Origin of the sequence: Marinomonas sp. MED121 (assembly GCF_000153025.1) — a bacterium.
Lineage (GTDB): Bacteria > Pseudomonadota > Gammaproteobacteria > Pseudomonadales > Marinomonadaceae > Marinomonas.
Map to the genome: position 1 here is coordinate 255,489 of NZ_CH672433.1, position 25,908 is coordinate 281,396.

The following is a 25,908-nucleotide window of genomic DNA, read 5'->3' on the forward strand; positions in this document are numbered from 1 at the left end:
ATCCCTTGAGGAGAAACATATGAAAAATATTCGTTGGGGCATATTAGGCACAGGAAAAATTGCCCATCATTTTGCCAGAGATTTCTCCTTTACCAAGTCTGGAGAGCTAAGAGCAGTAGCATCTCGCAATAAAGATACGGCAGACGCCTTTGCCACAGAGTTTGATATTGAATTAGCCTTGCAGGACTACTACTCACTTATTAATAGTGATGAAGTTGATGCTATTTATATTGCGGTTCCCCATGTCCATCATTATGAATTGAGCAAGGCTTGCATACTGGCAGGTAAAGCTGTCTTATGTGAGAAACCCTTTGCAATGAACGAATATCAAGCCCAAGAGCTATTTGCTCTAGCTAAAAGGCAGAAGGTATTTGTCATGGAAGCCATGTGGACGCGCTTCAACCCTGTGATTGAGCAAGTGATCGACTGGGTGGCTGATGAAGAAATTGGCCAAGTAAACAGCATTCAAGCCAGCCTTAGTTTTGTTGCGCCAACTAATCCAGAACACAGGGTCAACAATCATAAATTAGGCGGCGGCGCTTTACTTGATGTAGGCATTTATCCTATTTTCCTTGCCCAACTGTTCTGGGGTAAACCTGATTTCATACAAAACCAGGCAGTGCTCAGTGAAACTGACGTGGATGTTATTAGTCAGCTTCTCCTAGGTTGGGATCATGGCGGACTTGCCATGTTAGAATCTTCTATTATCTCTCATGGCCCTAATCGAGCCGTCTTGAGTGGTAGCAAAGGCTATATAGAAATAGACACGGACTGGCATAAAGCCAAGTCGTGCCGCCTAATGTCAAATGACAATAAAGAAAGAGCTGTCGCTTTTGATTTTCCTGGCATGGGTTATCAATTTGAAGTTGATGAAGTCAATCGTTGTCTTGAAGAAGAGCTGATTCAAAGCCCTAACTACACCTGGCAACACACCATTGAATTGGTGCAAACCATGGATGAAATCCGCCAAGATATGGGCGTAGTCTATGAACAAGATCCGGACATTCATGAAGATAACATCGAAGAGCATCACCATGAACATCATCACCATAAACACTAGGGTGATGATTAAAAACCAATTCTAACAGCGGCCTCACCTTGTTAAATCGCCCAGCTATGCTGGGCGATTTTGTTTTATGAGATAAAAAGCGTGGGGATGAATAAGCAAAACCCTATGCGATCAAAGCCTTGTGACGATCAAAGCAATCAGAGAGCCGTAGCCAATCACTCATCGAGTTGGAGGCAATACTCAGTCGTTGCTAAATAGCGACCATCAAAGTAATAAGCATTTTGTATTTTTTGCTGAGGCTGGAAGCCCTGTTTTTCTAGCACTCTGGCAGAAGCTGGGTTATTACCCATCACCCAAGCGGTTAAGCTTTTTAAACCAAGTTGCGTTTTCGCAACATGAATCAAACTTTTTAACGCAAAACTAGCGACACCTTGACCAGCGCTAATTTCAGCAACACGATAACCCACCTCTGCGGTAGCACGCTCATCATCAATACTTTTAATATTTGCTCGAGCAAGTACCTTTTCATCTTTTAAAATCAGACAAGAATACTTCTCGCCGATATTGTAGTCGGCAATAAGTTGCTTAATATGCTCAAGAATAGCGGGCTTACGATAAAAATCATCACCTCTAGATTCAATCAAGGTTTCAAAATAAGCACGATTTTCGAGCTCAAAGTCAAACAAATGAGTCAGATGTTTTTCTTCTAATAGAACTAATTTCACTCAGCGTCTCCTTCGAAGATAGACTGATAATGCTCTACCACAGGAAAAGGGTCATAAAAGTGATGTAATAAAGCCTTCCATTCTTGATATTCAGGGGACTGACGAAAGCCCACCTCATGATCTTCAAGAGTCTGCCAATTAACGAATAGAATATAACGGTTCGGGTTTTCGATGCATTGTTGTAACTGATGAGAAAGATAGCCAGTCATACTCACAATGATGGATTGCGCTTTCGCAAAAGCCATTTCAAAATTTTCACTTTGACCTGATTTCACATCTAATACTGCAACTTCTAATATCGGATTTTCTAGTAACATTTTTCCTCCATGAGCTCTGTTAGCTTTATCAAATTAGTTATGGCACTTTGCTTGAGCATTGGCCAAGGCGAGCTTTTGTCCCTGCTTAACCTCTGCCCACGTTTTACCAGACTCTAAACCAGAAATACGCTCTTCATATTTATCGCATGCTCGCGCTAAAACTGAGTCTATGCTGATACCTCTTTCTTGCTCAATTGCTTGCAAGACATTTAGATAGTCCCATAGCACATCAGCTAATTCATCCTGCAAATAACAATCACGCTGCTTAGGCATTTCTTCGATAACTTCATCGACTTCTTTTTTTATTTCCTCTAAATAGGTCGAAGAACCATTTGACCAAGTATTACCCTGATCTAAAGCACTTTTACGTTTCACTATTTTTAACAGTGTTTCTAAATCTTGCATTGTGTCCTTGAGTATTAAAAGTGAGATTTTACTGCTTAAAATTGGGTCGAATTCGCGCCATTAATAATAGGTTTGATAGTTTACCGTCTTTAAACACACTAAAACGTTTTTCCCCTTCAATTTCAAACCCTAGTTTTTGATATAACGTGATAGCCGCTTCATTGTCTTTATGAACTTCTAAATCCAAGCGAACGAGATTGAGCCAGTTATCCGCCTGATTCAGCATCTCAGCCAACAAAGCTTTGCCTATCCCTCTACCATGGGCGTCAGGATGTACAGCAATCATCAAGGTTGCCGCATGCTTCATCCGCATTTTATTTGACGTCATAATAGACACATGACCTAACACTTTAGCGTCATCCACCTCAGCAACAAGGTTGTAGCTGCTCTCACGTTCACATATGACATCAATGAATTCTGGGTTTATATAAGGGGTTTGGGAAGTATTTTCTAGCACGCTAGGATAGCGATATATTTCTCTGATTGCCGGAAGATCTGCTTTGTCTAAATGCCGTATTTTAATATCCAAGTGAGGTCCTTATACTTAGAAAAATAATGAGTTAGTTTAAACTTATAAATACCATAACTTATGGCGTTTGTGTTACAAGCCAATATATATAAAAAGAAACGCTATCAATCAGAGTTACAGGAACAATAAAATATAGAAATACGGTTTTTATGACTATAACAAAATGATGTGGGGGTCTATCTGCTCGTGAAAAACTTGGATCTTTAGGGGCATAATAAACCGTTATCTTTTTTCCCTTTGGGTAGTATTCTGCTAACTTTTTAGGGAAGAAGAAAGAAAAAACAGTACCTGTATAAAGTTGCTCTTTCACTCGGTAGGAATAAGTAATAATCGCATGAACACCCGTATTACCATTACCAAAAAAACTACTTGGTTGAGATCCACTATATTCTGACCAAGTAATACGCCCCTGAGTTGTATACTTTCCTGTTAACGCCCCCCACCTCTTTACATATTTTTCATATGAACAAAGACAAAAGTTAATCAGTATAAAAAAATTTATCACAATACCCGTTGTACTAGTGAAATATTCTATTAATACGCCCATGCAAACCTTAATGATTATTTAGGAAAGCTGCGAATAAGCCCTCCCGCCTCAGCATCTTGATAAAACGCCTGATATTTAAGGCGAGAGTCACAACTTAATCGTAACTCTATTGATCAGGCTCTCAACTTATAGATAAGACTTTTGGGCCACGCCCTTCTGCGTCTTTCAGAAAAAAGTGTCATCCTGTGTTGTCCCTTCTCGAAAGGTACCTAGATTACGTCAAAGTGACGCCTTGTTTGACAATTTTTCTGATAAGAAGTGACTTAATCACAGTTTCCTTAACACTGTATTTAATTTCACAAAAGTATCATAACCCTCTTTATCTATAAAAGTGATCCATTTTTCTATTTCGCTCGTATTAAGCTAAAAGCCCATAAGAGTGTCACTATGTCTATGTCATCATCCAATCTTGCTCATCCCAGTATGCCACTCACAACAATGCCGATTTTTCCTCTGCAAATGTTTATCTTGCCAAATGGCAGACAAAAGCTAAGAATATTTGAAGCAAAGTATCTCACCATGGTCACCCAATCATTAGATGGTTCAGGCTTTGTTATTGCCTTGCCCTACTCATATTTATCAGACGACAAAAACGTTTCGCTTGAAATAGAAAAAAAAGCCGTTAAACAATCTCCTGTTAGCCATTGGGGCACCTTGGTTAAAGTCGTGGATTTTGACCAAGGGGAAGATGGCGTTTTACTTATTGATGTTGAAGGGCAATTTCTTGTCAGCTTACAAAGTTTTTCTTATCAAGAAGACGGATTGCTTCAAGGTGAGTGCCTACCAAGGCAGCATTGGCCCCTTAGCCCTGAGGTCAGCAAAAAACCACCAAAGCCCATTCTTGCAGCCACCTTAAAAGAACTTTTTTATCAATATCAAGATTTAAACCTACTTTACCCCATCCCTCACTTTGAAAGTGCTCAATGGGTCAATGCTAGGCTGTTGGAAATACTCCCTGTTCCGTACAAGGTTAAAGCCAATTTTATTCAACCAGATAGCTTTTCAGCACTGACAACTTTTTTAATGACGTATATTCAAGGAAAAAAAGAATAAAAAAGTGAACCAAATCTTCAATAACAACGTATTGGACTATAAATGATCACTATGGCTGGTTTACTATGCAACTAAGCATAAATAATTTTGGGACAGATAAGGAAAACTCTATCGCTACCCAACCCCAATTAGCTACAGACCTGTGCGTTTGCCTAGACTTGGTCGCCCAGCATAAAGATAAAAAAGCTTTTACTGAGCTTTTTCATTTTTTTGCGCCCAAGATAAAACGCTTTGGTCTGAGCAAATTAAACAGTGATGCCATGGCGAATGAACTGGTACAAGATACCATGACACTCGTTTGGAAAAAGGCACATTTATTTCATTCAAGTAAAGGTGCTGCCACTACTTGGGTCTACACTCTAATGCGAAACACCTGTTTTGATACCCTAAGAAAAATTAAGCATAAAGACGAGATTTCACTGTCGGATGATATTTGGCCGACAGACGCGGAAGAAGCCTTAGCTGATGAAGCTGACTTCAAAGACCACCTGTTAAATGAAAAAGTATTAAGCTATGTCGATAATTTACCCTTAGCCCAACAGTCCATTATCAAAGGGGTTTATTATCAAGAGTTAACCCAAGAGCAACTTGCCAAGCAGTTAGGTATTCCCTTAGGTACAGTTAAATCACGCCTGCGACTCGCCTTGTCAAAACTAAAACAGCAAATGGGAGATAAATACCATGATTAACTACCACCCCACTCTCGCTGTTTTAACTGCCTTCGCCCAAGGGGACCTTGAAGACTCCATTTCTTTAATCGTGGCAAGTCATGTTCAAATGTGCGAACACTGTCAACAAGAGGTCGCAAAACTTACCGAAGCGGCAGCAGAGCAAGTCTTTGAGCAAGATAACTTGGAAGACATAGAACCTTTTAAAGAGACAACAAGTTCAAGCCTTAATATGGCCCTATCCATCGAAATGTTAGATGACATTATGTCACTTGATGTTGATGGCACAGCTGAACAAAGCAATTTCAAAGAAGAGACATTGACGGAAGGATTAAAGCACTTAAATCAGCATAATGATTCCTATGAAGACGCTTTAAATCAGTCAAATATAGTATCTCAGAATGCCAGAATTATCAGTCATAAAGACGGAGAACTCCCTCTACCAAGAGCACTTAACTCATTAAATGCAGCGCCTTGGCAAGGAGTTGGAAAAGTATCCCGTGCACGTTTTCAATTTAATGACGATGAGAGACGTTTAAGCCTACTAAAAATTGATAAGGGGGGGCAGATCCCTCAACACACTCATACTGGTATTGAAATTACCCTCTTATTAGAAGGCAGCTTTGAAGACGATATGGGTCGCTACCAAAAAGGTGACTTTATCTGGTTAGATAAAGATCATACCCACTCCCCCATCACCCAAGAAGGATGTGTGTGTTTAACCCTTGTCAGTGACTCATTGTATTTCACCCAAGGCTTTTCAAAACTGCTCAACCCTCTGGGTAAGTTAATTTACTAGCAATAACAGATGCAAATTTATAAAAATTAACTAATCTTAATTAAAACAATATATTAGAAATAAGTTATAAAATGAGAAGCCTAAAAACTTCTCATTTTTTCGTTATGACTAGACGTGATTCATCTTGCTATCTAGGACGATTAATTAAATGCTCTTCTGCAAAAAATAATACAAATAAAGTGATCTAAATAACCTTTCGTCCCGTATTGGTAATTAGACAATCTAAAACCGCAATAAATAAAAAGGCACTCATAATGGCAAGCACCTTGTGGCTAGATAACTTTATAACAACTTATAGCAAACTCGGCACAAATAACCTGCACTTGCTAAAAGAGGTGTATCACCAAGACATAGAGTTTATCGACCCTATGCACCATTTACAGGGTTTAGATGAGCTTCTTAATTATTTTGACGAACTCTATACCAAAGTGAGTCACTGTCAATTTGTGGTTGAAGAAGTATTGGAGGCAGAAAATGAGGCCGCTATTTATTGGACCATGACCTTTTGCCATCAAAAATTAAATAAGAAAAGACCGATCAAGGTACAAGGACACTCACACATAAAAAGCCAAGACGACAAGGTTATTTTTCATCGAGATTATTTAGACCTTGGTGCCATGTTATACGAGCAAATCCCTCTTTTAGGACGCTTGATTACAAGCATTAAAAATAGAGCGAGCCAAGCATGAAAATTATGATAACAGGCGCAACCTCAGGTATTGGTTACCAACTCGCGATCGCTTATGCAAACCTTGGTCATCAGGTCATCGCTTGTGGCCGAAATCCCTCTAAATTAAAGCAATTAATATCACTAAATCAAAATATCACAAGCCTATGTTTTGACCTTACTCAGTATCAAGATTACCCCGATTTAGACTCACAGATAGACATGCTGATTTTTAATGCAGGCGATTGCGAATACATAGATGACAGTTTGAATTTTGATGCAAAAATGTTTGAGCGAGTTATTAATATCAATCTTATATCGGTCGCACATGGGCTAGAAAAGTGGCTCAAAAAAGTCAATAAAAAGGGGCGCTTAGTGCTCATAAGCTCAAGTGCCGCACTTTTACCTCTGCCAAGAGCCGAAGCCTATGGCACGTCAAAAGCAGGCTTAACCTACTTAGGTAAAACCCTTTCAATCTCACTTAAAGAGCATGATATAGAGGTCACCACGGTTCACCCTGGGTTTGTAGACACCCCTTTAACCCAAAAGAATAATTTTCCTATGCCTATGTTAGTTAATAGCAAACAAGCAGCAGACAAAATTATTCAGGGAATAGCAAAGGGCAAAGCAGAAATTAATTTTCCCTTCTTCTTTGTGTTCCTAATGAAATGCTTAAGCTTTCTCCCTCTTACACTTTGGCAACGACTTGCAGCAAGGATGGTATAAAAAATGAAGAATATTGCCATTATAGGCTCTGGAATTTCGGGACTTACTTGTGCTCATTTACTCGATTCAGAACACAATGTGACTGTCTATGAGAAAAACCATTATGTTGGTGGGCATACAGCGACCATAGATATCGAGCACAAGGGTGAAAAATTCGCGATTGATACGGGCTTTATTGTTTTCAATAACAGAACCTACCCCAATTTCATCAAGTTACTCACCAAACTTGGAGTCAACAAAAAAGAGACAGAAATGAGTTTTAGTGTCCATAACCCAAAATCAGGGTTTGAATATAATGGACACACAATTAATACCCTATTTGCACAAAGACGTAATCTACTAAAACCTAAATTCTGGAAGCTAATTTTTGAGATTGTGAAGTTTAATCGCCTTTGCAAAAGCGTTTTTCATGCTAATGATTTTAGCCAAGCAAAGACTTTAGGTGAGTTTTTAGCAAAGCACGATTTTTCAGACTTTTTTGCTGAGCATTACATTTTGCCAATGGGCGCTGCCATTTGGTCAACCAGTTTACAAGAAATGGAACAGTTCGAGCTTAAGTTCTTTGTTCAATTTTTCTTTCATCATGGACTTCTAAACATTGTCGACCGTCCTCAATGGTATGTTGTCGAAGGTGGATCACGTAGCTATGTAACCAAAATCATAGGTAAGCTAAAACAGCCAATCCAGTTAAATAGCCAGATTAGTCAAGTTATCCGTGAGACAGATGCAGTGCATATCACCTTTAATAATGGTGAGATGAAAACGTTTGACGAGGTTATCTTTGCTTGCCATTCAGATCAGGCATTAGGGCTACTGGGCGACCCTAGTCAAGACGAACAAGCAATATTGGCAGGTATTCCATATAGTCAAAATCAGGTGACCTTACATACTGATACCAAGCTACTGCCTAAACGAAAACTGGCATGGGCAAGTTGGAATTACAGGCTTGATAAAGCCTCAGATCATCCTGCTTGTGTCACCTATATTATGAATATATTACAAGGCATCAAAAGCGATTCGACTTTCTGCGTCACACTTAATCAAGACGCGGCAATTGATGCAGATAAAGTTATTCAATCCTTCACCTATCACCACCCAGTACTTAACACTCAAAGTGTGAATGCGCAAAACCAAAGACACCTTATATGCGGTCAAAAAAATACCCATTTTGTTGGCGCTTATTGGTACAACGGCTTCCATGAAGATGGCGTAAAAAGTGCAATAGATGTGACAAAGCGCTTTGGAGCATCACTATGACAAGCAGCGAAAAGGCGCCTCTTAACAGTGGTATCTATTCTGGCAGCGTTCGTCATAGACGCTATGCCAAAATCTTTCATCAGTTTAGCTATCGTATTTATATGATGGGATTAGACTTAGATGAATTAGAACAAGCGAATAAAATGAGCCGGTTATTTGGTAAGCATTGGTTTCATGCCATTCGCTTTCAAGAAAAAGATTATATCAAATACGAAAACGGCAGCTTAAAGCAACGCATTGAAACCAAGATTAAAAGCTTAGGCGGTGATTGGTCACAACAACAGCGTGTCATGATGCTGGCACAATGTCGCTGTTTTGGTCTCTATTTTAGTCCAATCAATTTTTACTTTTGCTACAACAAAAAGAATGAGTGCCAATATATGTTGGCTGAAGTCAGTAATACCCCATGGCGTGAAAGGCACTATTATCTCATTCCAATAGGTTCAAAGATGAAGGTAAAAAAAGACTTTCATGTATCACCCTTTATGGAAATGGATATGGACTACCATTGGCAAATTACACCACCTGAAAATAAAGCCATGGTACACATTGAAAATCATCAAACAAGCAAGGTATTTGATGCCACCTTAACCCTAAAAAAACAGGCGTTAGAAGCAAAACAATTACGAGCAACCTTAGTGTCTTTACCCTCAATGACACTCAAAATTCTTGTCAGTATTTATTGGCAAGCGCTCAAGCTTTTTATCAAACGCGTACCTTTTGTTTCACACCCAGATTCAAGCTCTAAGACCTAATTTAATGATTATGATATGAGGCTTTACATGGAAAATATTATTAAACAAAGACAAGAATTTAGTAAAAATTCACCCAGTGTCAATCTAACTGGTAGCAAGCTTTCTCATTATCGAGGAATTGTTTTTGGTCTACTCAAACACCTAGAAGGGGCGCAATTAGAATTGGTTGAAGGGTCCAACAGCCATCTATTTGGAGACACGAATTCAAAGCTGAAAGGCCAAATGATTATTCATGATGCGAGCTTGTATCAAGATATTCTCATTGGAGGCAGTATAGGTGCGGCTGAAGCATTTATCGATGCTAAATGGACTAGCCCCAATCTGACCAAGGTGATTCAGGTGATGGCTAGAAACTCACAAGAATTAGATAAGATAGAAAGCAAAATGAAGTGGCTTTCTAAGTTTAAAAACCTGTTACTAAGACGTAAAAACACTAACTCAGAGCAGGGTTCTAAACGCAATATTTTGGCTCACTATGATATAGGTAATGATTTATACGAGCGCTTCTTAGATGCATCAATGCAATACTCTTCAGCCATCTATAGTGAAGAGGCTCAAACTATCAGCCAAGCCCAAGATAACAAGATGCGAACCATTTGCGAACGCCTTAGCTTAACTGAAAAAGACCATGTAATTGAAGTCGGAACGGGATGGGGTGGCCTTGCCATTTATATGGCACAAAATTACGGCTGCAAAGTCACGACTACGACTATTTCAGATGCCCAGTTTGATTTTGCTCAGAAAAAAGTGAGTGCACTTGGCCTAGAAGATAAGATTACTTTACTTAAAAAAGACTACCGTAAACTCGATGGCCAATACGACAAGCTAGTCTCTATTGAAATGATTGAAGCAGTAGGCCATGAATACCTACCGACTTTCTTTTCCACTTGCTCAAACCTGCTTAAGCCTAACGGTAAGATGTTACTGCAATCTATTACCATTGCTGATACTCGCTATGACCAATATCGCAAAGGCGTGGACTTCATCCAAAAATATATTTTTCCAGGAGGCTGCCTGCCTTCTATTGCTGAAATGTCGCGTCACTTTGAAAAAAGCACCGACATGGTTGTTCACCAAATTAATGATATCGGCTTACATTATGCGCGCACTTTAGATGACTGGAGAAAAGCCTTTGAAGAAGAGTGGAATAATCTAAAAAAACTGGGTTATAACGAAGAGTTTAAACGCCTCTGGTTATTTTATTTTAGTTATTGTGAAGGCGCTTTCCTAGAAAGAGTCATTAGTACTCACCATATCGTCGCGAGAAAACCAAGATATCAGGGCGCTGAAGATGAAGTTGTTTTGGCTTATTAATCTCGTTTTATTTCAAGCAAGTTGGTTGGCAGCCGCTTTTTTCACCCCATATGCTGCCCCCATTATTTTTGCTTTCATTTGCTTGAATTTTTATTTATCACCCAGCCCTAAGGCTGATGCGAGATTACTCATACTGATTGTTATTGGGGTTTGCATTGATAGCCTGCATTTTTATCTTGGCACCTTTAAAGCCAATGGACACTTTTTTCCTCTTTGGCTGATCCTGCTTTGGGGGATGTTTAGCATCAGCTTTAATCACAGCTTTGCTTGGTTTACCAAACAAGCCTATTGGCTGCTAGCCATAATAGGGGCGATTGGAGGCAGCTTAAGTTATTGGGGTGGAATAAAAACAGGGGCGTTAACAAGCGATCTATCAGCAAGCGAAACCTTAACCAGCTTAGCCATTACTTGGAGTATCACTTTTCCGCTGCTTGTCATGACTTATCGGCGCCTTAATAGGTCTGGGGCTTTATCAAACTAGGTGATTTATGAAATATTGGTTATTACTCTTACTCATCAGTACAAAGGCTTATGCCACTCCCATTGAGCATTTAACAAAATTAGGCCAAGGGGAGATGACCTATTTATTTTGGACCTTATATCAAGCTGAGCTCTACGCTACCAATCAGCAAGCAGATTTAAATGACCAAGAGGAAATTGCGCTAAAGCTGATTTATCAAAAAGACATATCAAGTAAAGCCTTAGTCGAAGCGACCAAGGACCAATGGGAGCACCTTGATTACCAAAATGAAGAGATTGCTAAATGGCTTAAGCCCTTAGCCAGCTTATTTCCAGACGTGCAGAAACAAGACAGCTTGATTCTTAAATTAGACTCACAAGGAATAAGTCAGTTTTATTTTAACCTTGAACCGATAGGCGAGATTCAAGACACAACATTTGGCCCAGCCTTTATGGCAATTTGGCTATCCGAAAACACCTCGGAGCCTAAATTAAGACAACAGCTATTGGGAGCATCACAGTAATGACGTTAATTAAAACAGCCTTTTTCCTTTTTCTAAGTCTGACCATCATAGCCTGTAGTTCACCCAGTTTAGATAAGCATATCGGCAGTTCTCCTGAGCTTAAATTAGAAACTTTTTTTCAAGGTGAGCTTGTTGCTTATGGCATGGTATTAGACAGATCAGGGAACTTATTAAGACGCTTTGATGTAAAAATGCTAGCGGATTGGCAAGGTAACAAAGGTGAAATAAAAGAATGGTTTGAGTTTGATGATGGTGAGAAGTCTATCAGAATCTGGCAACTAGAGAAGATTGCTGACAACCAATACACAGGACAAGCTGCTGATGTTATTGGTATCGCTCAAGGTCGCACCCAAGGCTCGGCACTTTATTGGCAATATGACCTTGAGATTGAGGTTGAAGGCGAAAACTATACTGTCACATTGGATGATTGGATGTTTTTACTGGATCAAAACCGTCTTTTCAATAAAACAGATATGACGAAATTTGGATTTAAAGTGGGAGAAATCCTTATTTATATTGAAAAAGTTTAATTCCAGCTATCATTAAAAGCTCGTCCAATGAAAAAGCAGCTACATGATGATCACAATAGTTAAAAGACTGTCTTTGATTTTCTTAATTAACCTTGTATTTAGCTCACATAGCCTAGCAAATTATGCTGATACCATACTCACAAACGGTAAGATATTAACGCTGGATCAAGATTTTTCCAGCGCTAATAGCCTTGCTATTGCTAACGGGAAAATTATCGCTGTTGGTAGTTCTGACTTAATTAATCAATATAAAGGCACCAATACACAGACCATTCAACTCAATGGAAAAACGGTTATTCCTGGCTTGATAGATAATCACTTCCACTTTGTTCGAAGTGTATGGAATTATCAATATGAAGTCAGGCTAGATGGTATTCGTAGTAAACAAGAAGCTTTGGATTTAATTCACAAAAGAAGCCAATCCATCGCCAAAGGCCAATGGATTACGGTAATAGGTGGCTGGACAAATGAACAATTTTTAGATGATAGCAAGGTTTTCACTTTAGCTGAGCTAGACCAAGCAGCACCAAATAACCCCATTTTCTTAATGCAAACCTACTCAACAGCTTATGCCAACACCGCAGCATTAAAAGCAGTCAATATCAGCTCAAGCAGCGCTAGAGTTAAAGGCAGAGACAAGGTCAAAGTCTTCACAAATGAAGTCAGCTGGTACAACAAAAGCTCTAGCCCGAAAGCTATCCTCACTTATATGAAGGTGCTAAACCAAATGGGAATTACCACGGTATATGATGTTGGTAGAGAATCCGATGGCAAGTTAGCCCCAGTTGGAGCACTCGCTCAACAAGGTCTTTTACCTGTTAGGGTATTTCACTCTCTTCGCTATACCGCTAGAAACAGCAAAACGGCTAAAGACGCTATCGCTTTAATTAAATCAAGCCATCACAAGCCATTATCAAATAGCGATCAGTTTGGCTTGATCGGCTTAGGCGAGCACATCTATAACCCTGTTTACGACACCATTAGAACCAAAAAATCGTGGAACAATAGCACTTGGGGGCCCTTTAGCGATATTGCCATAGCAGGCGCTAAATCTGGCTGGCCCATACATGAACATATAAAGAGTAAAACCACCGCTAAGCAGTTTATAGACCTAGTAGAAGATATCGCTGAAGAGACACCCAATGTCACTAATCTTCGTTGGACCATCGCCCATGCAAACGGCATGGATGAAGGCTTGTTAGAAAAAGCCAATAAACTGGGCATTGCCTTAGCCGTTCACTCCCAATCCATGATGTCATCCTCAACACGCAATGCACCGCCTCTTGGCAGTATTCAACGCTCTGGTGTTCTTTGGGGGCTAGGCTCTGATGCCGCTGTCGTAGCGCCTTATAACCCCTTCCTCACTTTAGGTTGGGTAGTCACAGGCCAGAACATAGCAGGCGGCACTGGCTGGAATACAAAACAACGTATTTCACGCAAAGACGCTCTCATTGCCCACACAATAAGCAATGCAAAGCTTCTCTTTATGGAAGACAAGTTAGGCTCTCTCGAAGTCGGCAAACTCGCTGATCTTGTGGTTTTAGACAAGGATATTATGAGCATCCCAGAAACAGAAATTGCCAGCATATCCCCTGTCATGACAATGACCAGCGGTAAGATTGTTTTTGAACGATAAGCAACCCATGTCATCAATCAACGGCTCTGTGATTATCAAGAAATGCTAATCATGGCTATAGATAAGGTTTAGTGGCTGAAGTCATCTTGATAACTGGCTGTATTAGGCATAAAGTATTTATGATCTTTCATGCCTGCTAGGCGATGTTTAAAACTACAAAGAAGACCCCCCTCATTCTCTATAAAAAGCATTGGCGATGTTATGCGTAGCGTGGCTAATAGAGAGCTACTTCTGTAGTGGAATAGGAAGCGGGATTACCTAGATAAGTTCAGTGGTTGAAGTCATCTTGATAACTGGCTGTATTGGGCATAAAGTATTTATGATCTTTCATGCCTGCTAGGCGATGTTTAAAACTACAAAGAAGCCCCCCCTCATTCTCTATAAAAAGCATTGGCGATGTTATGCGTAGCCTGGCTAATAAAGAGCGACTTCTGTAGTTGGAATAGGAAGCGGGGTTACCTAGATTAATTCAGTGGCTGAAGTCATCTTGATAACTAGCTGTATTAGACATAAAGTATTTATTGTCTTTAATGCCAACTAGGGGATGTTGAAGTATACAAAGAGGAACTCCCACACGACCATTGGCGATGCCTCTTTTTACTACTGTATTTGGGTTAGGAAGCGGGATGGGATCATCAATGACTCTGTGGTTATCAAGAAAACTCTCTCATTAATATCCTAGGGGCTTGCCTATACTAAATTTCAAAACCCAATTAAATTAATGAGTTATAAAAAGTGTTTTGATGGTAATCCCCCCATTTTTAATGGAGTTCAGGTGTAGACTTTAAAGTTTGCGTTAAACGCCTTTTTTGTATCGGTGTAATGCGGTAATCCCCCCGAAAAATAATAGAGGTCAGTCGTAGAGTTTTCTAATAAGCTAATTACTAGGAGATCACGATGAAAAATAAAACCTATTCAGACAGTCAAATCATGGGCATCTTAAACCAAGCCGAGGCAGGAGTGCCCGTGGCGGAGCTGTGTCGCGAGCATGGCATTGGTAATTCGACCTTTTATAAGTGGCGAGCCAAGTACGGTGGTATGGATGCCTCTTTAATCACTCGAATGAAAGAACTCGAAGAAGAAAACCGTCGTCTTAAAAAGATGTATGCCGAAGAAAAACTCAAGGCAGAGATCATACAGGAAGCCATGGCAAAAAAGTGGTGAAGGCCGCTGACCGCAAGCCGATGGCCAAACAGGCTGTGGTGACTTATCACCTCAGTATTGCATCTGCCTGTCGGACGTTTAAGATCAGCGAGACCTGCTACCGTTATCAGCCTAAACTTAATGATGAGAATCAGTTGATTGTTGAGCAATTAATCGGGCTGACTCAAAATCAGCGTAACTGGGGCTTTGGGCTATGTTTTCTCTACTTCAGAAATGTCTGTGGTTATCCATGGAACCATAAGCGTGTTTACCGTATTTATCGTGAGCTACAGCTCAACATGCGCATCAAACCTCATAAACGCTTAGTCCGTGAAAAGCCTGAACCCTTAGCGGTGCCAGAACAAATCAATGAATGTTGGTCAATGGATTTTATGCATGATCAACTCTCAGATGGTCGACGTTGCCGTTTGTTTAACGTGATTGATGACTTTAATCGAGAAGGGTTAACTATTGATGCGGACCTATCCTTACCAGCAGAACGTGTTATACGCGCACTCAATCAGATTATTGAGTGGCGAGGTAAACCTAAAGCGATACGGTGTGATAATGGCCCTGAGTATATCAGTGAGAAGCTGGCAAGTTGGGCACAAGAAAACAGCATTGAGCTCAGTTTTATCCAACCTGGCAAACCACAGCAAAACGCTTATATAGAGCGATTTAACCGTACAGTGAGATATGATTGGCTGAGTCATTACTTGTACGAAGATATTAAAGCGCTTCAAGATAAAGCAACGCACTGGTTATGGACTTACAATAACGAGCGACCTAACATGGGCATTGGTGGCATTACACCGATACAAAAAAGGCGTTTAACGCAAACTTTAAAGTCTACACCTGAACTCCATTAAAAATGGGGGGATTACCGATAAATTTTAGGCAAAAAAAAGCCTGATCATAAGATCAGGCTTTTTAGATTTTAATCTTGATAACGACCTACTCTCACATGGGAACTCCCACACTACCATCGGCGATGCGACTTTTCACTTCTGAGTTCGGGATGGGATCAGGTGGTTCAGACGCTCTGTGATTATCAAGAAATTCTGTTTGAGATGTTTGAGTCTTAATGTCTCTTTAGACGGCTCATTCATACTCGAATTTGCTTATGCTTTAACAATAACTCTTTGAATAGTAACGATAACCAAGCCTCAAACCAGCTTGCGATGTCTTACCATCATTCTAAATCGTAATATAACGCTAAACCATTTTGGCGTTATATGGTCAAGCCTCACGAGCAATTAGTACAGGTTAGCTCAATGCCTCACAGCACTTACACACCCTGCCTATCAACGTCGTAGTCTTCAACGGCTCTTTAGGGAACTTAAAGTTCCAGTGAGATCTCATCTTGAGGGAGGCTTCCCGCTTAGATGCTTTCAGCGGTTATCCCGTCCGAACGTAGCTACCCGGCAATGCCACTGGCGTGACAACCGGAACACCAGAGGTTCGTCCACTCCGGTCCTCTCGTACTAGGAGCAGCTCCTCTCAAATCTCAAACGTCCACGGCAGATAGGGACCGAACTGTCTCACGACGTTCTAAACCCAGCTCGCGTACCACTTTAAATGGCGAACAGCCATACCCTTGGGACCGGCTTCAGCCCCAGGATGTGATGAGCCGACATCGAGGTGCCAAACACCGCCGTCGATGTGAACTCTTGGGCGGTATCAGCCTGTTATCCCCGGAGTACCTTTTATCCGTTGAGCGATGGCCCTTCCATACAGAACCACCGGATCACTAAGACCTACTTTCGTACCTGCTCGACGTGTCTGTCTCGCAGTTAAGCGCGCTTTTGCCTTTACACTCTTCGCATGATTTCCGACCATGCTGAGCACACCTTCGTGCTCCTCCGTTACTCTTTGGGAGGAGACCGCCCCAGTCAAACTACCCACCACACAGTGTCCTCGATCCCGATTAGGGACCTGAGTTAGAACCTCAAACATACCAGGGTGGTATTTCAAGAGTGGCTCCACCCGAACTAGCGTCCGGGTTTCAAAGCCTCCCACCTATCCTACACAAGTAGGCTCAAAGTTCACTGTGAAGCTATAGTAAAGGTTCACGGGGTCTTTCCGTCTAGCCGCGGATACACAGCATCTTCACTGCGATTTCAATTTCACTGAGTCTCTGGTGGAGACAGTGTGGCCATCGTTACGCCATTCGTGCAGGTCGGAACTTACCCGACAAGGAATTTCGCTACCTTAGGACCGTTATAGTTACGGCCGCCGTTTACTTGGGCTTCGATCAAGAGCTTCGCCTAAGCTAACCCCATCAATTAACCTTCAAGCACCGGGCAGGCGTCACACCCTATACGTCCACTTTCGTGTTTGCAGAGTGCTGTGTTTTTAATAAACAGTCGCAGCCACCTGGTATCTTCGACCAATCTCAGCTTAAGCAGCAAGTGCCATCACCAAAATCGGCGTACCTTCTCCCGAAGTTACGGTACCATTTTGCCTAGTTCCTTCACCAGAGTTCTCTCAAGCGCCTTGGTATTCTCTACCTGACCACCTGTGTCGGTTTGGGGTACGGTTCCCATATATCTGAAGCTTAGAAGTTTTTCCTGGAAGCATGGCATCAACCACTTCACCCAAAAGAGGGCTCGTCATCAGTTCTCGGCCTTAAAGGCAACCCGGATTTACCTAAGTCACCAGCCTACCGCCTTAAACACAGACAACCATCGCTGTGCTGGCCTAGCCTTCTCCGTCTCTCCATCGCAATATATGCAAGTACAGGAATATTAACCTGTTTCCCATCGACTACGCATTTCTGCCTCGCCTTAGGGGCCGACTCACCCTGCCCTGATTAACATGGGACAGGAAACCTTGGTCTTCCGGCGGGGGAGTTTTTCACTCCCCTTATCGTTACTCATGTCAACATTCGCACTTCTGATACCTCCAGCCTGCCTTACAGCTTGACCTTCAACGGCTTACAGAACGCTCCTCTACCATGCCTAGTAAACTAAGCATCCGTAGCTTCGGTGTACAGTTTAGCCCCGTTATATCTTCCGCGCAGGCCGACTCGACTAGTGAGCTATTACGCTTTCTTTAAAGGATGGCTGCTTCTAAGCCAACCTCCTAGCTGTCTAAGCCTTCCCACATCGTTTCCCACTTAACTGTAACTTTGGGACCTTAGCTGACGGTCTGGGTTGTTTCCCTTTCCACGACGGACGTTAGCACCCGCCGTGTGTCTCCCGTAATTGCACTCATTGGTATTCGGAGTTTGCATGGGGTTGGTAAGTCGGGATGACCCCCTAGCCCAAACAGTGCTCTACCCCCAATGGTGAGATACGAGGCGCTACCTAAATAGCTTTCGAGGAGAACCAGCTATCTCCGAGCTTGATTAGCCTTTCACTCCTATCCACAAGTCATCCCCGCATTTTTCAACATACGTGGGTTCGGTCCTCCAGTTAGTGTTACCCAACCTTCAACCTGCCCATGGATAGATCGCCCGGTTTCGGGTCTATTCCCAGCAACTATACGCCCTATTAAGACTCGGTTTCCCTACGGCTCCTCTATTCGATTAACCTTGCTACTGAAAATAAGTCGTTGACCCATTATACAAAAGGTACGCAGTCACGGAACAAGTCCGCTCCCACTGCTTGTACGTACACGGTTTCAGGATCTATTTCACTCCCCTCACAGGGGTTCTTTTCGCCTTTCCCTCACGGTACTGGTTCACTATCGGTCAGTCAGGAGTATTTAGCCTTGGAGGATGGTCCCCCCATATTCAGACAGGATACCACGTGTCCCGTCCTACTCGTTTTCATTAAAAGGGCATTTTCGTATACGAGGCTTTCACTCTCTACGGCGGCACTTTCCAGAGCCTTCTACTAACACCAATCTAACTTAAGGGCTAATCCCCGTTCGCTCGCCGCTACTTAGGGAATCTCGGTTGATTTCTTTTCCTCCGGGTACTTAGATGTTTCAGTTCCCCGGGTTCGCCTCGTATGGCTATGTATTCACCATACGATACCCGCAAGCGGGTGGGTTTCCCCATTCGGACATCTCGGGATTAACGCTTGTTTATCAACTCCCCCGAGCTTTTCGCAGATTACCACGTCCTTCATCGCCTCTGACTGCCAAGGCATCCACCGTGCACGCTTGGTCACTTGACCATATAACCCAAAAGGGTCTATATACCAACGAGCTTTTGTGTCTCGTTGGATTTACGATTTGAAAATCACTCTAGGTTAAAGAGTGTTTCCACCGGTTTGACGCTTGATTATCGTCTTTGAAATAACAAACTAACGTATATAAATACACGAGAGTGTTGTTATTTCGATCTATTCAAAAAGTTAAATTGTTAAAGAGCAATTAGCGCAAAGCGCTAAGTCAGGCACTGTTATTTCAATCTAATGATTGAACAGCAACTTGCTTAGCGTTTTCTGCTTCGACTTAAAAAAGTCTGTCTTAAAAAAGGTTACATCAGATAATTTGTGTGAACACTCACCAGAGCTTCATATCGTTTAAGGAGGTGATCCAGCCCCAGGTTCCCCTAGGGCTACCTTGTTACGACTTCACCCCAGTCATTGACCACTCCGTGGTAACCGCCCTCCCCGAAGGGTTAAGCTAGCTACTTCTGGAGCAATCAACTCCCATGGTGTGACGGGCGGTGTGTACAAGGCCCGGGAACGTATTCACCGTGACATTCTGATTCACGATTACTAGCGATTCCGACTTCATGGAGTCGAGTTGCAGACTCCAATCCGGACTACGACGCACTTTATGGGATTCGCTTACTCTCGCAAGTTCGCAGCCCTCTGTATGCGCCATTGTAGCACGTGTGTAGCCCTACTCGTAAGGGCCATGATGACTTGACGTCGTCCCCACCTTCCTCCGGTTTGTCACCGGCAGTCTCCTTAAAGTTCCCGACATTACTCGCTGGCAAATAAGGACAAGGGTTGCGCTCGTTACGGGACTTAACCCAACATTTCACAACACGAGCTGACGACAGCCATGCAGCACCTGTCTCATAGTTCCCGAAGGCACTTAAGCATCTCTGCTAAATTCTATGGATGTCAAGAGTAGGTAAGGTTCTTCGCGTTGCTTCGAATTAAACCACATGCTCCACCGCTTGTGCGGGCCCCCGTCAATTCATTTGAGTTTTAACCTTGCGGCCGTACTCCCCAGGCGGTCTACTTATCGCGTTAGCTTCGCCACTAAGTCATTACAACCCAACGGCTAGTAGACATCGTTTACGGCGTGGACTACCAGGGTATCTAATCCTGTTTGCTCCCCACGCTTTCGCACCTCAGTGTCAGTATCAATCCAGAGTGTCGCCTTCGCCACTGATGTTCCTTCCTATATCTACGCATTTCACCGCTACACAGGAAATTCCACACTCCTCTATCGTACTCTAGCCTGCCAGTATCGGGTGCAATTCCAAGGTTGAGCCCTGGGCTTTCACATCCGACTTAACAAACCACCTACGCGCGCTTTACGCCCAGTAATTCCGATTAACGCTTGCACCCTCTGTATTACCGCGGCTGCTGGCACAGAGTTAGCCGGTGCTTCTTCTGAAGGTAACGTCACAGATATTACGTATTAAGCAACACCCTTTCCTCCCTTCTGAAAGTGCTTTACAACCCTAGGGCCTTCTTCACACACGCGGTATGGCTGGATCAGGCTTGCGCCCATTGTCCAATATTCCCCACTGCTGCCTCCCGTAGGAGTCTGGGCCGTGTCTCAGTCCCAGTGTGGCTGATCATCCTCTCAGACCAGCTAGAGATCGTCGCCTTGGTGAGCCTTTACCTCACCAACTAGCTAATCTCACGCAGGCTCATTATAATAGCGAAAGGTCCGAAGATCCCCTCCTTTCCCCCTCAGGGGCTTTTGCGGTATTAGCCTGCGTTTCCACAGGTTGTCCCCCACTACTAGGCAGATTCCTACGCGTTACTCACCCGTCCGCCGCTCGACGCCTGTAGCAAGCTACATCGTTTCCGCTCGACTTGCATGTGTTAAGCCTACCGCCAGCGTTCAATCTGAGCCATGATCAAACTCTTCAGTTTAAAATCATTGCTCACTCAAATCTTTACTGCTGACTTTAAAACTTGATCCAAACTAATGAATCAAACATAAAGCGTTTTAGTATCGACTCTCGTAAGACTTCTAAATTTTTGTAGTCATTCGAACATCAATTACCGTAGCAATTAACAACTCGAGTAACTTGCTGAAGTCTCTAGCGAGTGCCCACACAAATTATCTGATTAACTATTTTAAAGAGCGTCTGACTTACTAAACATTTTCTAAATAAGAGTGAACGTTTGTAGTTAGCTACTTGGTAGCTTGTCGGTGTAGTCTTGTTTGCTACCCCGTGTCAGTGGATGCGTATAATATACATCTCAGTTTTTATGGCAAGCGCTTTTTGACCGTTTAGGCAAATAATTGCATTTATTTTTCTATTTGTTTATTTATTAAACAATAACAGGCAGTTTTTGTGTTAATTCAATCTCTTCAGGAGTGATTCGTGCACGATAAGCGATAACCTCTACCCCTTGCGCCATCACTTCCTTCAATGCTTGAGTGTATTTCTCATCTATATGCGCTGCTGGTGAGACTTTATTGATACCAGTGTGACTCACACAAAAACAAAGTACCGCTCTATGCCCCTGTTTTACCATATTGACTAATTCAAAAAGGTGCTTACGACCACGATCAGTCACTGCATCAGGAAAATAACCATGCCCGCCCTCACCAAGCTCCCCTTCTTCTAATAAAGTGGCATTTTTCACTTCCACATAACAAAGCTCTTTCCCCTCATTATTGGATAGCAACCAATCGATACGGCTAGCCTCACCATATTTCACTTCTGCTTTAATGTTTTGATAACCCTGCAACTCTTCAATCACACCATTATCAATGGCTTCTTTTACTAGCTTATTCGGTAAACCCGTATTAATGCAGGCAAGATGCTGATTATCAATTTCAACCAACTCCCAGGTATGGCGATATTTACGCCTGTCATTCTGACTATCTGAAATCCAGATGCGTGCATTTTCAGGCATACACCGCTTCATTGAACCCGTATTAGGACAATGAACCGTTATCTCACTGCCATCAGGCAAAATAACATCGGTTAAAAAACGCTTATAGCGCTTTATAAGCTTGGCTTCGATTAAAGGATTAGGGAATTTCATAAAACACCTTGTTGTTAATTACTGACTAAAGTCTAAATAAAAACGGCCCCCTTCTATTAGAAGAGGGCCGTTTTATTTATAAATTGGAAAGTCATTTAGACCTTTAGATAGATTTGTCTAATCCAGCTTACATAGATCCATCAGAAAAAAGTAACCCTCTTGAGTACTTAGAAAACCGAGCTGTTGAATGGGAAATGATACTTTCAATATAATCATCTTCACAATCAATCGGCACCTTTACTTCCATTACACACTCATCATCTCTATAGCTAGGTAAAGTCTGAAGCCGACAATCTGTATACTTAATCTGAGAATCAAAAGTTACCCTTAGAGTCCCCAAAGAGTAATATTCTCTCTCATATGAAACTACAATAGCAGGCTTTAAGCTACCATACACTTGATCAAAAAAGGTCATATCATTTAGCTCTGAGAATGACGATAATGAACTTAGTCTCTCAGTATATTTAAAGCGGCCTTCTATCGATGACACTTTGACCTCTTTAGTAAAAGAATTGTTCTTATTATACCACCTAACCCTAATTTTCTTTCTAGGTAATACACCTTCTTCTGATTCTTCATAAAGCCTAAGGTCATGAGTATCAAAATAACAACTACTAATTAACCTCGCTGGATAAAGGGGAGTCATACCATGACCTTTCAATTTTGCCTTTAAAGTCAACATATCACTATATGTTAATCGATACTTTTTCTCTTTTCGAAAACTCATAGTACCTCTCGAAGGATTATTGAATTCGAATCTTGAATATATTCTCCTTCACATTCTAATGACTCTACCAGTAAGCGGGCACCACCAAACTCTTGCTTTTTCTGCATTGCCTCCAAGCACACACCCACTGAGTTAAATATTGCATGATTAATCTTCACTTCAGAAAAATCTTTGGATGAGACTCCTAATACTGCATTATCAAGAACAAGGTTATTAGCATTTAATTGTGATTTCTCACCCACGGAAATGCCTTTATCACCGCAATTCGAGAGTGTTACTTGATTAAGGTTGTAATGACCACCACTAACATCAAAGCAATCATTACCAGCACCGCTCACCTCAACCTTATCAATTTTTACTTCTGAAAAGTCAATATCTATAGCATCAGCATAGGCTCGTGTAATCCTAATTAAATCCAAATTTCCGTTTGAATTCACAATATTAACGCTATCTTCACATGCCCCATCAACTGCACTGACTTTTACACTTTCAAACTTAGTTTGGTAAAAGTTCAAACAACCAGTCATGCCATATCGATTGAACCTTTGAGTTTGTGCTTCATCTGATGGCAGACTCTTGTTAGATCCAGTAAAACTTATACTCCAATTTTTTAGACTAACATGACGAAACAATACCCAATCCTTAGAAGTCTGTTGTTGTATTTGAATTTTCTTAGCAACTTGATCTATTTCAAGGGAAAGGTTTTTAGAATGCAAAATATCTCCACCAAACAATTGCAATCGTGTTACTTCTGAATCTAATTTTTCAACATTTGATATTGTATTAGGAAATAGGGTATATCGAGAGTCCTTAAGCTCATTATCAGAAACAACTAATGCAAGTTCTTCCACTGTGAGCGAATGTTTTTCGCCATTAACGTTTAATACGTTAAAACCTGATTCTGTAATTTCAGACAGTGTGATATTCGTTTGCTTTACACCAAACTCTTTCTGCTTCTTCAAATAACTATCTTGAATAGATACTGAAACTTCAAATTCGCTAGAAAAAACAGCTCTTTTATCAATTTTTTTTTGGTAACTTTCAATACTAATATTTGTTTGAGAAAGTGCTTTATCAAAAAAACGTTTTGCCTCTTCATCACTTATAACGACTCTATTTTTAAACTCATCAAGAGAAGTGTTAGCAAACTTTTTATCAAGAAATGTATTTCGATATGGAAATTTATAACCCACTTTAAAAGCATTTATAATATAAGCCTCAGCTTTTTTAGAGCTTACTTTCTCATGTAAATTTATATTCCCATCATAATAAACAGGCTCAAATAAATTGGTAAAAGAATTGAAATAATAGCGTCTATTATGTGGACGAAGCGCATGCATGCCATTCATAGCAAACAGGGCAAAGAAATAATCATCAAAAACGCTCGACTCTCTATTATTTGGAAAAATAATATGATCTTTTCTGGCCTCAATATTCTGAGAGTAGTCTAAATAAGCTGTTTGTAGAAGAGAGTATGCTGACAATGTTATTTGTTGAGAGCTCCCACCTTTTAGAAACCACTTATCATTACTCACACGAGATAAAGCCAACGATTCGAGCTCGAAATTTTCAAACCCTTCATAAGACCATAGCAGATTTTCATCACCTTCAAATAGGGGCCCTTCTCTTCGGTTGTTGCGTTCAAGAAGCTCTTTACGAAGGTCTTCTTGAAATAACATAAGAGACCTCACTCCATTCACTTCAGTATTTACTTGAAATGTTTCAGGTGAAATAAAACCAAGCTCCCGCATAAAAACTGAACCGAGAACTTCATTAAGGTTATTACGCGTTTCTGGCAATAAAAGTTTAAACTTTACAGCGTTGAGGATATTACCTTCTTTTAATTTTACATTTAAAGAACGAAGTGGTTGGCCGCCATCAATAAAGCTAACATGGTCTTTCCAGTCACCATTTTGCTTGACTTTAGCGTCATAACTACAACTACCAAACTCATACTTAACAGTCACAATAGCTTTAAAATTTTTCTTAAGTTCTGGCGGAATATTCTTAGATTTCGAAATTAGTATTTTGGTAAAGTTCCGTGCAAATTTTGCACTTTTTGGAACCCTCACCTCAATTTTTTCAATCGATTTAGGGTTATTAAGCTCAGACAAAAAATTGGCTGTTGTAAAATTGCAGGCAGCTGTTGCATTAACTGCAAAAACAAGCAGAACAAAGGTGAATATAAGCCTAAGCATTAAATTAAATCCTTACTTGTGCAGTTGGTAATTTTTCAAACTATCTGACCCATTAAGCTTAGATAGCATGCCTTGTAAGTCACTTAGTTTTCTAGCTACAAGAACATAATGAAATTCATCACCTGAAAAACGCTTCACTTTTAAATACTGGCTCTCATCCAAAACATCTAAATCTTCAGACATAGTGAGCTCTAATGTACTTAATGAATTTCCTTCTGAAAATGATGCATTAAAGAAGTTTCTATTAAAAACAAAGCGGCTAATATAGTGAATACAAGTAAGTACTAAAGCAGATACAATTACTGCACCGACTAAAAGGATCAGCCATTTAATATTAACAGATGCTGCTATCCCCATTGTGATAGCACCAAAGTAAACTGATAACTCTAAAGGCGAACGTACTGGATTACGGAATCTAACAATAGAAAGCGCACCAACCATACCAAGAGACAAAGCAATATTGCCTGAAATTACTTTTGTTATAACAAATGTAATAATTGGGAGTAATACTAATGTTGCAGTATGAGCAATTGTGGTTATCCAACGCTGCCCTAAAAGCTCAAGTAAGAATCGAATAAACACAGATACACCAATCAGTATGAAGATACTTGTAATCCGGTCAATTTGTAATGTTACGTCTTCCATTTATAGCCCTTGATTTTATACTTAAGTTATTAACTGTCAAAAATTCGGAAGATTATACCTTTAAATAACAAACCTTCCCACCTCAACACAATAAATCCATTTTTTCTACACACAGAAAAAACGGCCTCCT

The 25,908-nt window shown here is 41.0% G+C and carries 23 protein-coding genes and 3 rRNA genes; 14 read left to right on the forward strand and 12 right to left on the reverse strand.

All coding sequences use genetic code 11. The annotated features are described in order from the left end of the window. Positions 1 to 19 precede the first annotated feature (19 nt). The gene (locus MED121_RS19640; protein WP_009835523.1) at positions 20 to 1,060 is read left to right on the forward strand and encodes a Gfo/Idh/MocA family oxidoreductase; all 1,041 of its coding nucleotides are present in this window, start codon (positions 20 to 22) and stop codon (positions 1,058 to 1,060) included. Between the two features lie 164 nt (positions 1,061 to 1,224). Here MED121_RS19640 and MED121_RS19645 read toward each other — a convergent pair whose 3' ends face one another. From MED121_RS19645 to MED121_RS19665, 5 genes are read right to left on the reverse strand one after another with little or no spacing between them, the layout of a single operon-like run. Further along, a complete protein-coding gene (locus MED121_RS19645) occupies positions 1,225 to 1,734 on the reverse strand; it encodes a GNAT family N-acetyltransferase (RefSeq protein WP_009835524.1) in 510 nt (169 codons plus the stop codon). Beyond that, a complete protein-coding gene (locus MED121_RS19650) occupies positions 1,731 to 2,051 on the reverse strand; it encodes an antibiotic biosynthesis monooxygenase (protein ID WP_009835525.1) in 321 nt (106 codons plus the stop codon). Before MED121_RS19650 ends, MED121_RS19645 begins: the two co-directional genes overlap by 4 nt. 33 nt (positions 2,052 to 2,084) lie before the next feature. Then, positions 2,085 to 2,456 carry a MazG nucleotide pyrophosphohydrolase domain-containing protein gene (locus MED121_RS19655; RefSeq protein WP_009835526.1) on the reverse strand — a complete coding sequence of 124 codons (372 nt, stop codon included), beginning with the start codon at positions 2,454 to 2,456 and terminating at the stop codon, positions 2,085 to 2,087. Positions 2,457 to 2,484: 28 nt separating this feature from the next. After that, complete coding sequence (locus MED121_RS19660; protein ID WP_036181266.1) at positions 2,485 to 2,985, reverse strand: GNAT family N-acetyltransferase; 501 nt, start codon at positions 2,983 to 2,985, stop codon at positions 2,485 to 2,487. Between the two features lie 58 nt (positions 2,986 to 3,043). After that, positions 3,044 to 3,532, reverse strand: a complete 489-nt coding sequence (locus tag MED121_RS19665) for a DUF3592 domain-containing protein (RefSeq protein WP_009835528.1) — start codon at positions 3,530 to 3,532, stop codon at positions 3,044 to 3,046. A 387-nt stretch (positions 3,533 to 3,919) separates the two neighbouring features. On the opposite strand from MED121_RS19665, the gene MED121_RS19670 reads away from it, so the two are divergent. The 13 genes from MED121_RS19670 (at position 3,920) to MED121_RS19735 (ending at position 15,932) form a co-directional block, all read left to right on the forward strand. Then, a complete protein-coding gene (locus tag MED121_RS19670) occupies positions 3,920 to 4,585 on the forward strand; it encodes an LON peptidase substrate-binding domain-containing protein (RefSeq protein WP_050764625.1) in 666 nt (221 codons plus the stop codon). A gap of 65 nt (positions 4,586 to 4,650) precedes the next feature. Further along, positions 4,651 to 5,274, forward strand: coding sequence for a sigma-70 family RNA polymerase sigma factor (locus MED121_RS19675; protein ID WP_009835530.1), 624 nt, complete (start codon positions 4,651 to 4,653; stop codon positions 5,272 to 5,274). Next, positions 5,267 to 6,052, forward strand: coding sequence for a ChrR family anti-sigma-E factor (locus MED121_RS19680; RefSeq protein WP_009835531.1), 786 nt, complete (start codon positions 5,267 to 5,269; stop codon positions 6,050 to 6,052). Before MED121_RS19675 ends, MED121_RS19680 begins: the two co-directional genes overlap by 8 nt. A 254-nt stretch (positions 6,053 to 6,306) precedes the next feature. Continuing rightward, a complete protein-coding gene (locus MED121_RS19685; RefSeq protein WP_009835532.1) occupies positions 6,307 to 6,741 on the forward strand; it encodes a nuclear transport factor 2 family protein in 435 nt (144 codons plus the stop codon). Continuing rightward, complete coding sequence (locus tag MED121_RS19690) at positions 6,738 to 7,445, forward strand: SDR family NAD(P)-dependent oxidoreductase (protein WP_009835533.1); 708 nt, start codon at positions 6,738 to 6,740, stop codon at positions 7,443 to 7,445. The genes MED121_RS19685 and MED121_RS19690 overlap by 4 nt, the downstream gene beginning before the upstream one ends. 3 nt (positions 7,446 to 7,448) lie before the next feature. Next, positions 7,449 to 8,702, forward strand: a complete 1,254-nt coding sequence (locus tag MED121_RS19695; protein ID WP_009835534.1) for an FAD-dependent oxidoreductase — start codon at positions 7,449 to 7,451, stop codon at positions 8,700 to 8,702. Then, positions 8,699 to 9,457 (forward strand): DUF1365 domain-containing protein, encoded by a 759-nt coding sequence (locus MED121_RS19700; RefSeq protein WP_009835535.1) that lies wholly within the window; start codon positions 8,699 to 8,701, stop codon positions 9,455 to 9,457. The genes MED121_RS19695 and MED121_RS19700 overlap by 4 nt, the downstream gene beginning before the upstream one ends. Before the next feature lie 27 nt (positions 9,458 to 9,484). Further along, positions 9,485 to 10,771: a cyclopropane-fatty-acyl-phospholipid synthase family protein gene (locus MED121_RS19705; protein ID WP_009835536.1), complete on the forward strand. Its 1,287-nt coding sequence runs from the start codon at positions 9,485 to 9,487 to the stop codon at positions 10,769 to 10,771. Then, positions 10,749 to 11,252 (forward strand): DUF2878 domain-containing protein, encoded by a 504-nt coding sequence (locus MED121_RS19710; protein ID WP_009835537.1) that lies wholly within the window; start codon positions 10,749 to 10,751, stop codon positions 11,250 to 11,252. The genes MED121_RS19705 and MED121_RS19710 overlap by 23 nt, the downstream gene beginning before the upstream one ends. Before the next feature lie 7 nt (positions 11,253 to 11,259). Beyond that, positions 11,260 to 11,754: a chalcone isomerase family protein gene (locus MED121_RS19715; protein WP_009835538.1), complete on the forward strand. Its 495-nt coding sequence runs from the start codon at positions 11,260 to 11,262 to the stop codon at positions 11,752 to 11,754. After that, complete coding sequence (locus tag MED121_RS19720) at positions 11,754 to 12,284, forward strand: DUF3833 domain-containing protein (protein ID WP_009835539.1); 531 nt, start codon at positions 11,754 to 11,756, stop codon at positions 12,282 to 12,284. The genes MED121_RS19715 and MED121_RS19720 overlap by 1 nt, the downstream gene beginning before the upstream one ends. A gap of 43 nt (positions 12,285 to 12,327) precedes the next feature. After that, positions 12,328 to 13,920: an amidohydrolase family protein gene (locus MED121_RS19725; RefSeq protein ID WP_009835540.1), complete on the forward strand. Its 1,593-nt coding sequence runs from the start codon at positions 12,328 to 12,330 to the stop codon at positions 13,918 to 13,920. Positions 13,921 to 14,817: 897 nt separating this feature from the next. Then, positions 14,818 to 15,932 (forward strand): IS3 family transposase gene (locus tag MED121_RS19735; protein ID WP_085987748.1). Its coding sequence is split into 2 segments (ribosomal slippage): positions 14,818 to 15,070 and positions 15,070 to 15,932, totalling 1,116 coding nucleotides; the frame shifts between segments, so codons are not numbered across the junction. Positions 15,933 to 16,004: 72 nt separating this feature from the next. Here the strand turns inward: MED121_RS19735 and rrf are convergent. From rrf to MED121_RS19770, 7 genes are all read right to left on the reverse strand, one after another. After that, a 5S ribosomal RNA gene (gene rrf / locus MED121_RS19740) occupies positions 16,005 to 16,119 on the reverse strand. 179 nt (positions 16,120 to 16,298) lie between these two features. After that, a 23S ribosomal RNA gene (locus MED121_RS19745) occupies positions 16,299 to 19,187 on the reverse strand. A gap of 352 nt (positions 19,188 to 19,539) precedes the next feature. After that, positions 19,540 to 21,080 (reverse strand): 16S ribosomal RNA (locus MED121_RS19750). The 16S, 23S and 5S rRNA genes sit together here, the layout of an rRNA operon. A gap of 405 nt (positions 21,081 to 21,485) precedes the next feature. After that, the gene (gene sfsA, locus MED121_RS19755; RefSeq protein WP_009835543.1) at positions 21,486 to 22,208 is read right to left on the reverse strand and encodes a DNA/RNA nuclease SfsA; all 723 of its coding nucleotides are present in this window, start codon (positions 22,206 to 22,208) and stop codon (positions 21,486 to 21,488) included. A 127-nt stretch (positions 22,209 to 22,335) separates the two neighbouring features. After that, on the reverse strand, positions 22,336 to 22,935 hold the full coding sequence (locus MED121_RS19760; protein ID WP_009835544.1) for a polyphosphate polymerase domain-containing protein: 600 nt from the start codon (positions 22,933 to 22,935) through the stop codon (positions 22,336 to 22,338). Further along, positions 22,932 to 25,133 (reverse strand): hypothetical protein, encoded by a 2,202-nt coding sequence (locus tag MED121_RS19765; RefSeq protein WP_009835545.1) that lies wholly within the window; start codon positions 25,131 to 25,133, stop codon positions 22,932 to 22,934. Before MED121_RS19765 ends, MED121_RS19760 begins: the two co-directional genes overlap by 4 nt. Before the next feature lie 12 nt (positions 25,134 to 25,145). After that, complete coding sequence (locus MED121_RS19770) at positions 25,146 to 25,778, reverse strand: DUF4956 domain-containing protein (RefSeq protein WP_009835546.1); 633 nt, start codon at positions 25,776 to 25,778, stop codon at positions 25,146 to 25,148. Positions 25,779 to 25,908 lie beyond the last annotated feature (130 nt).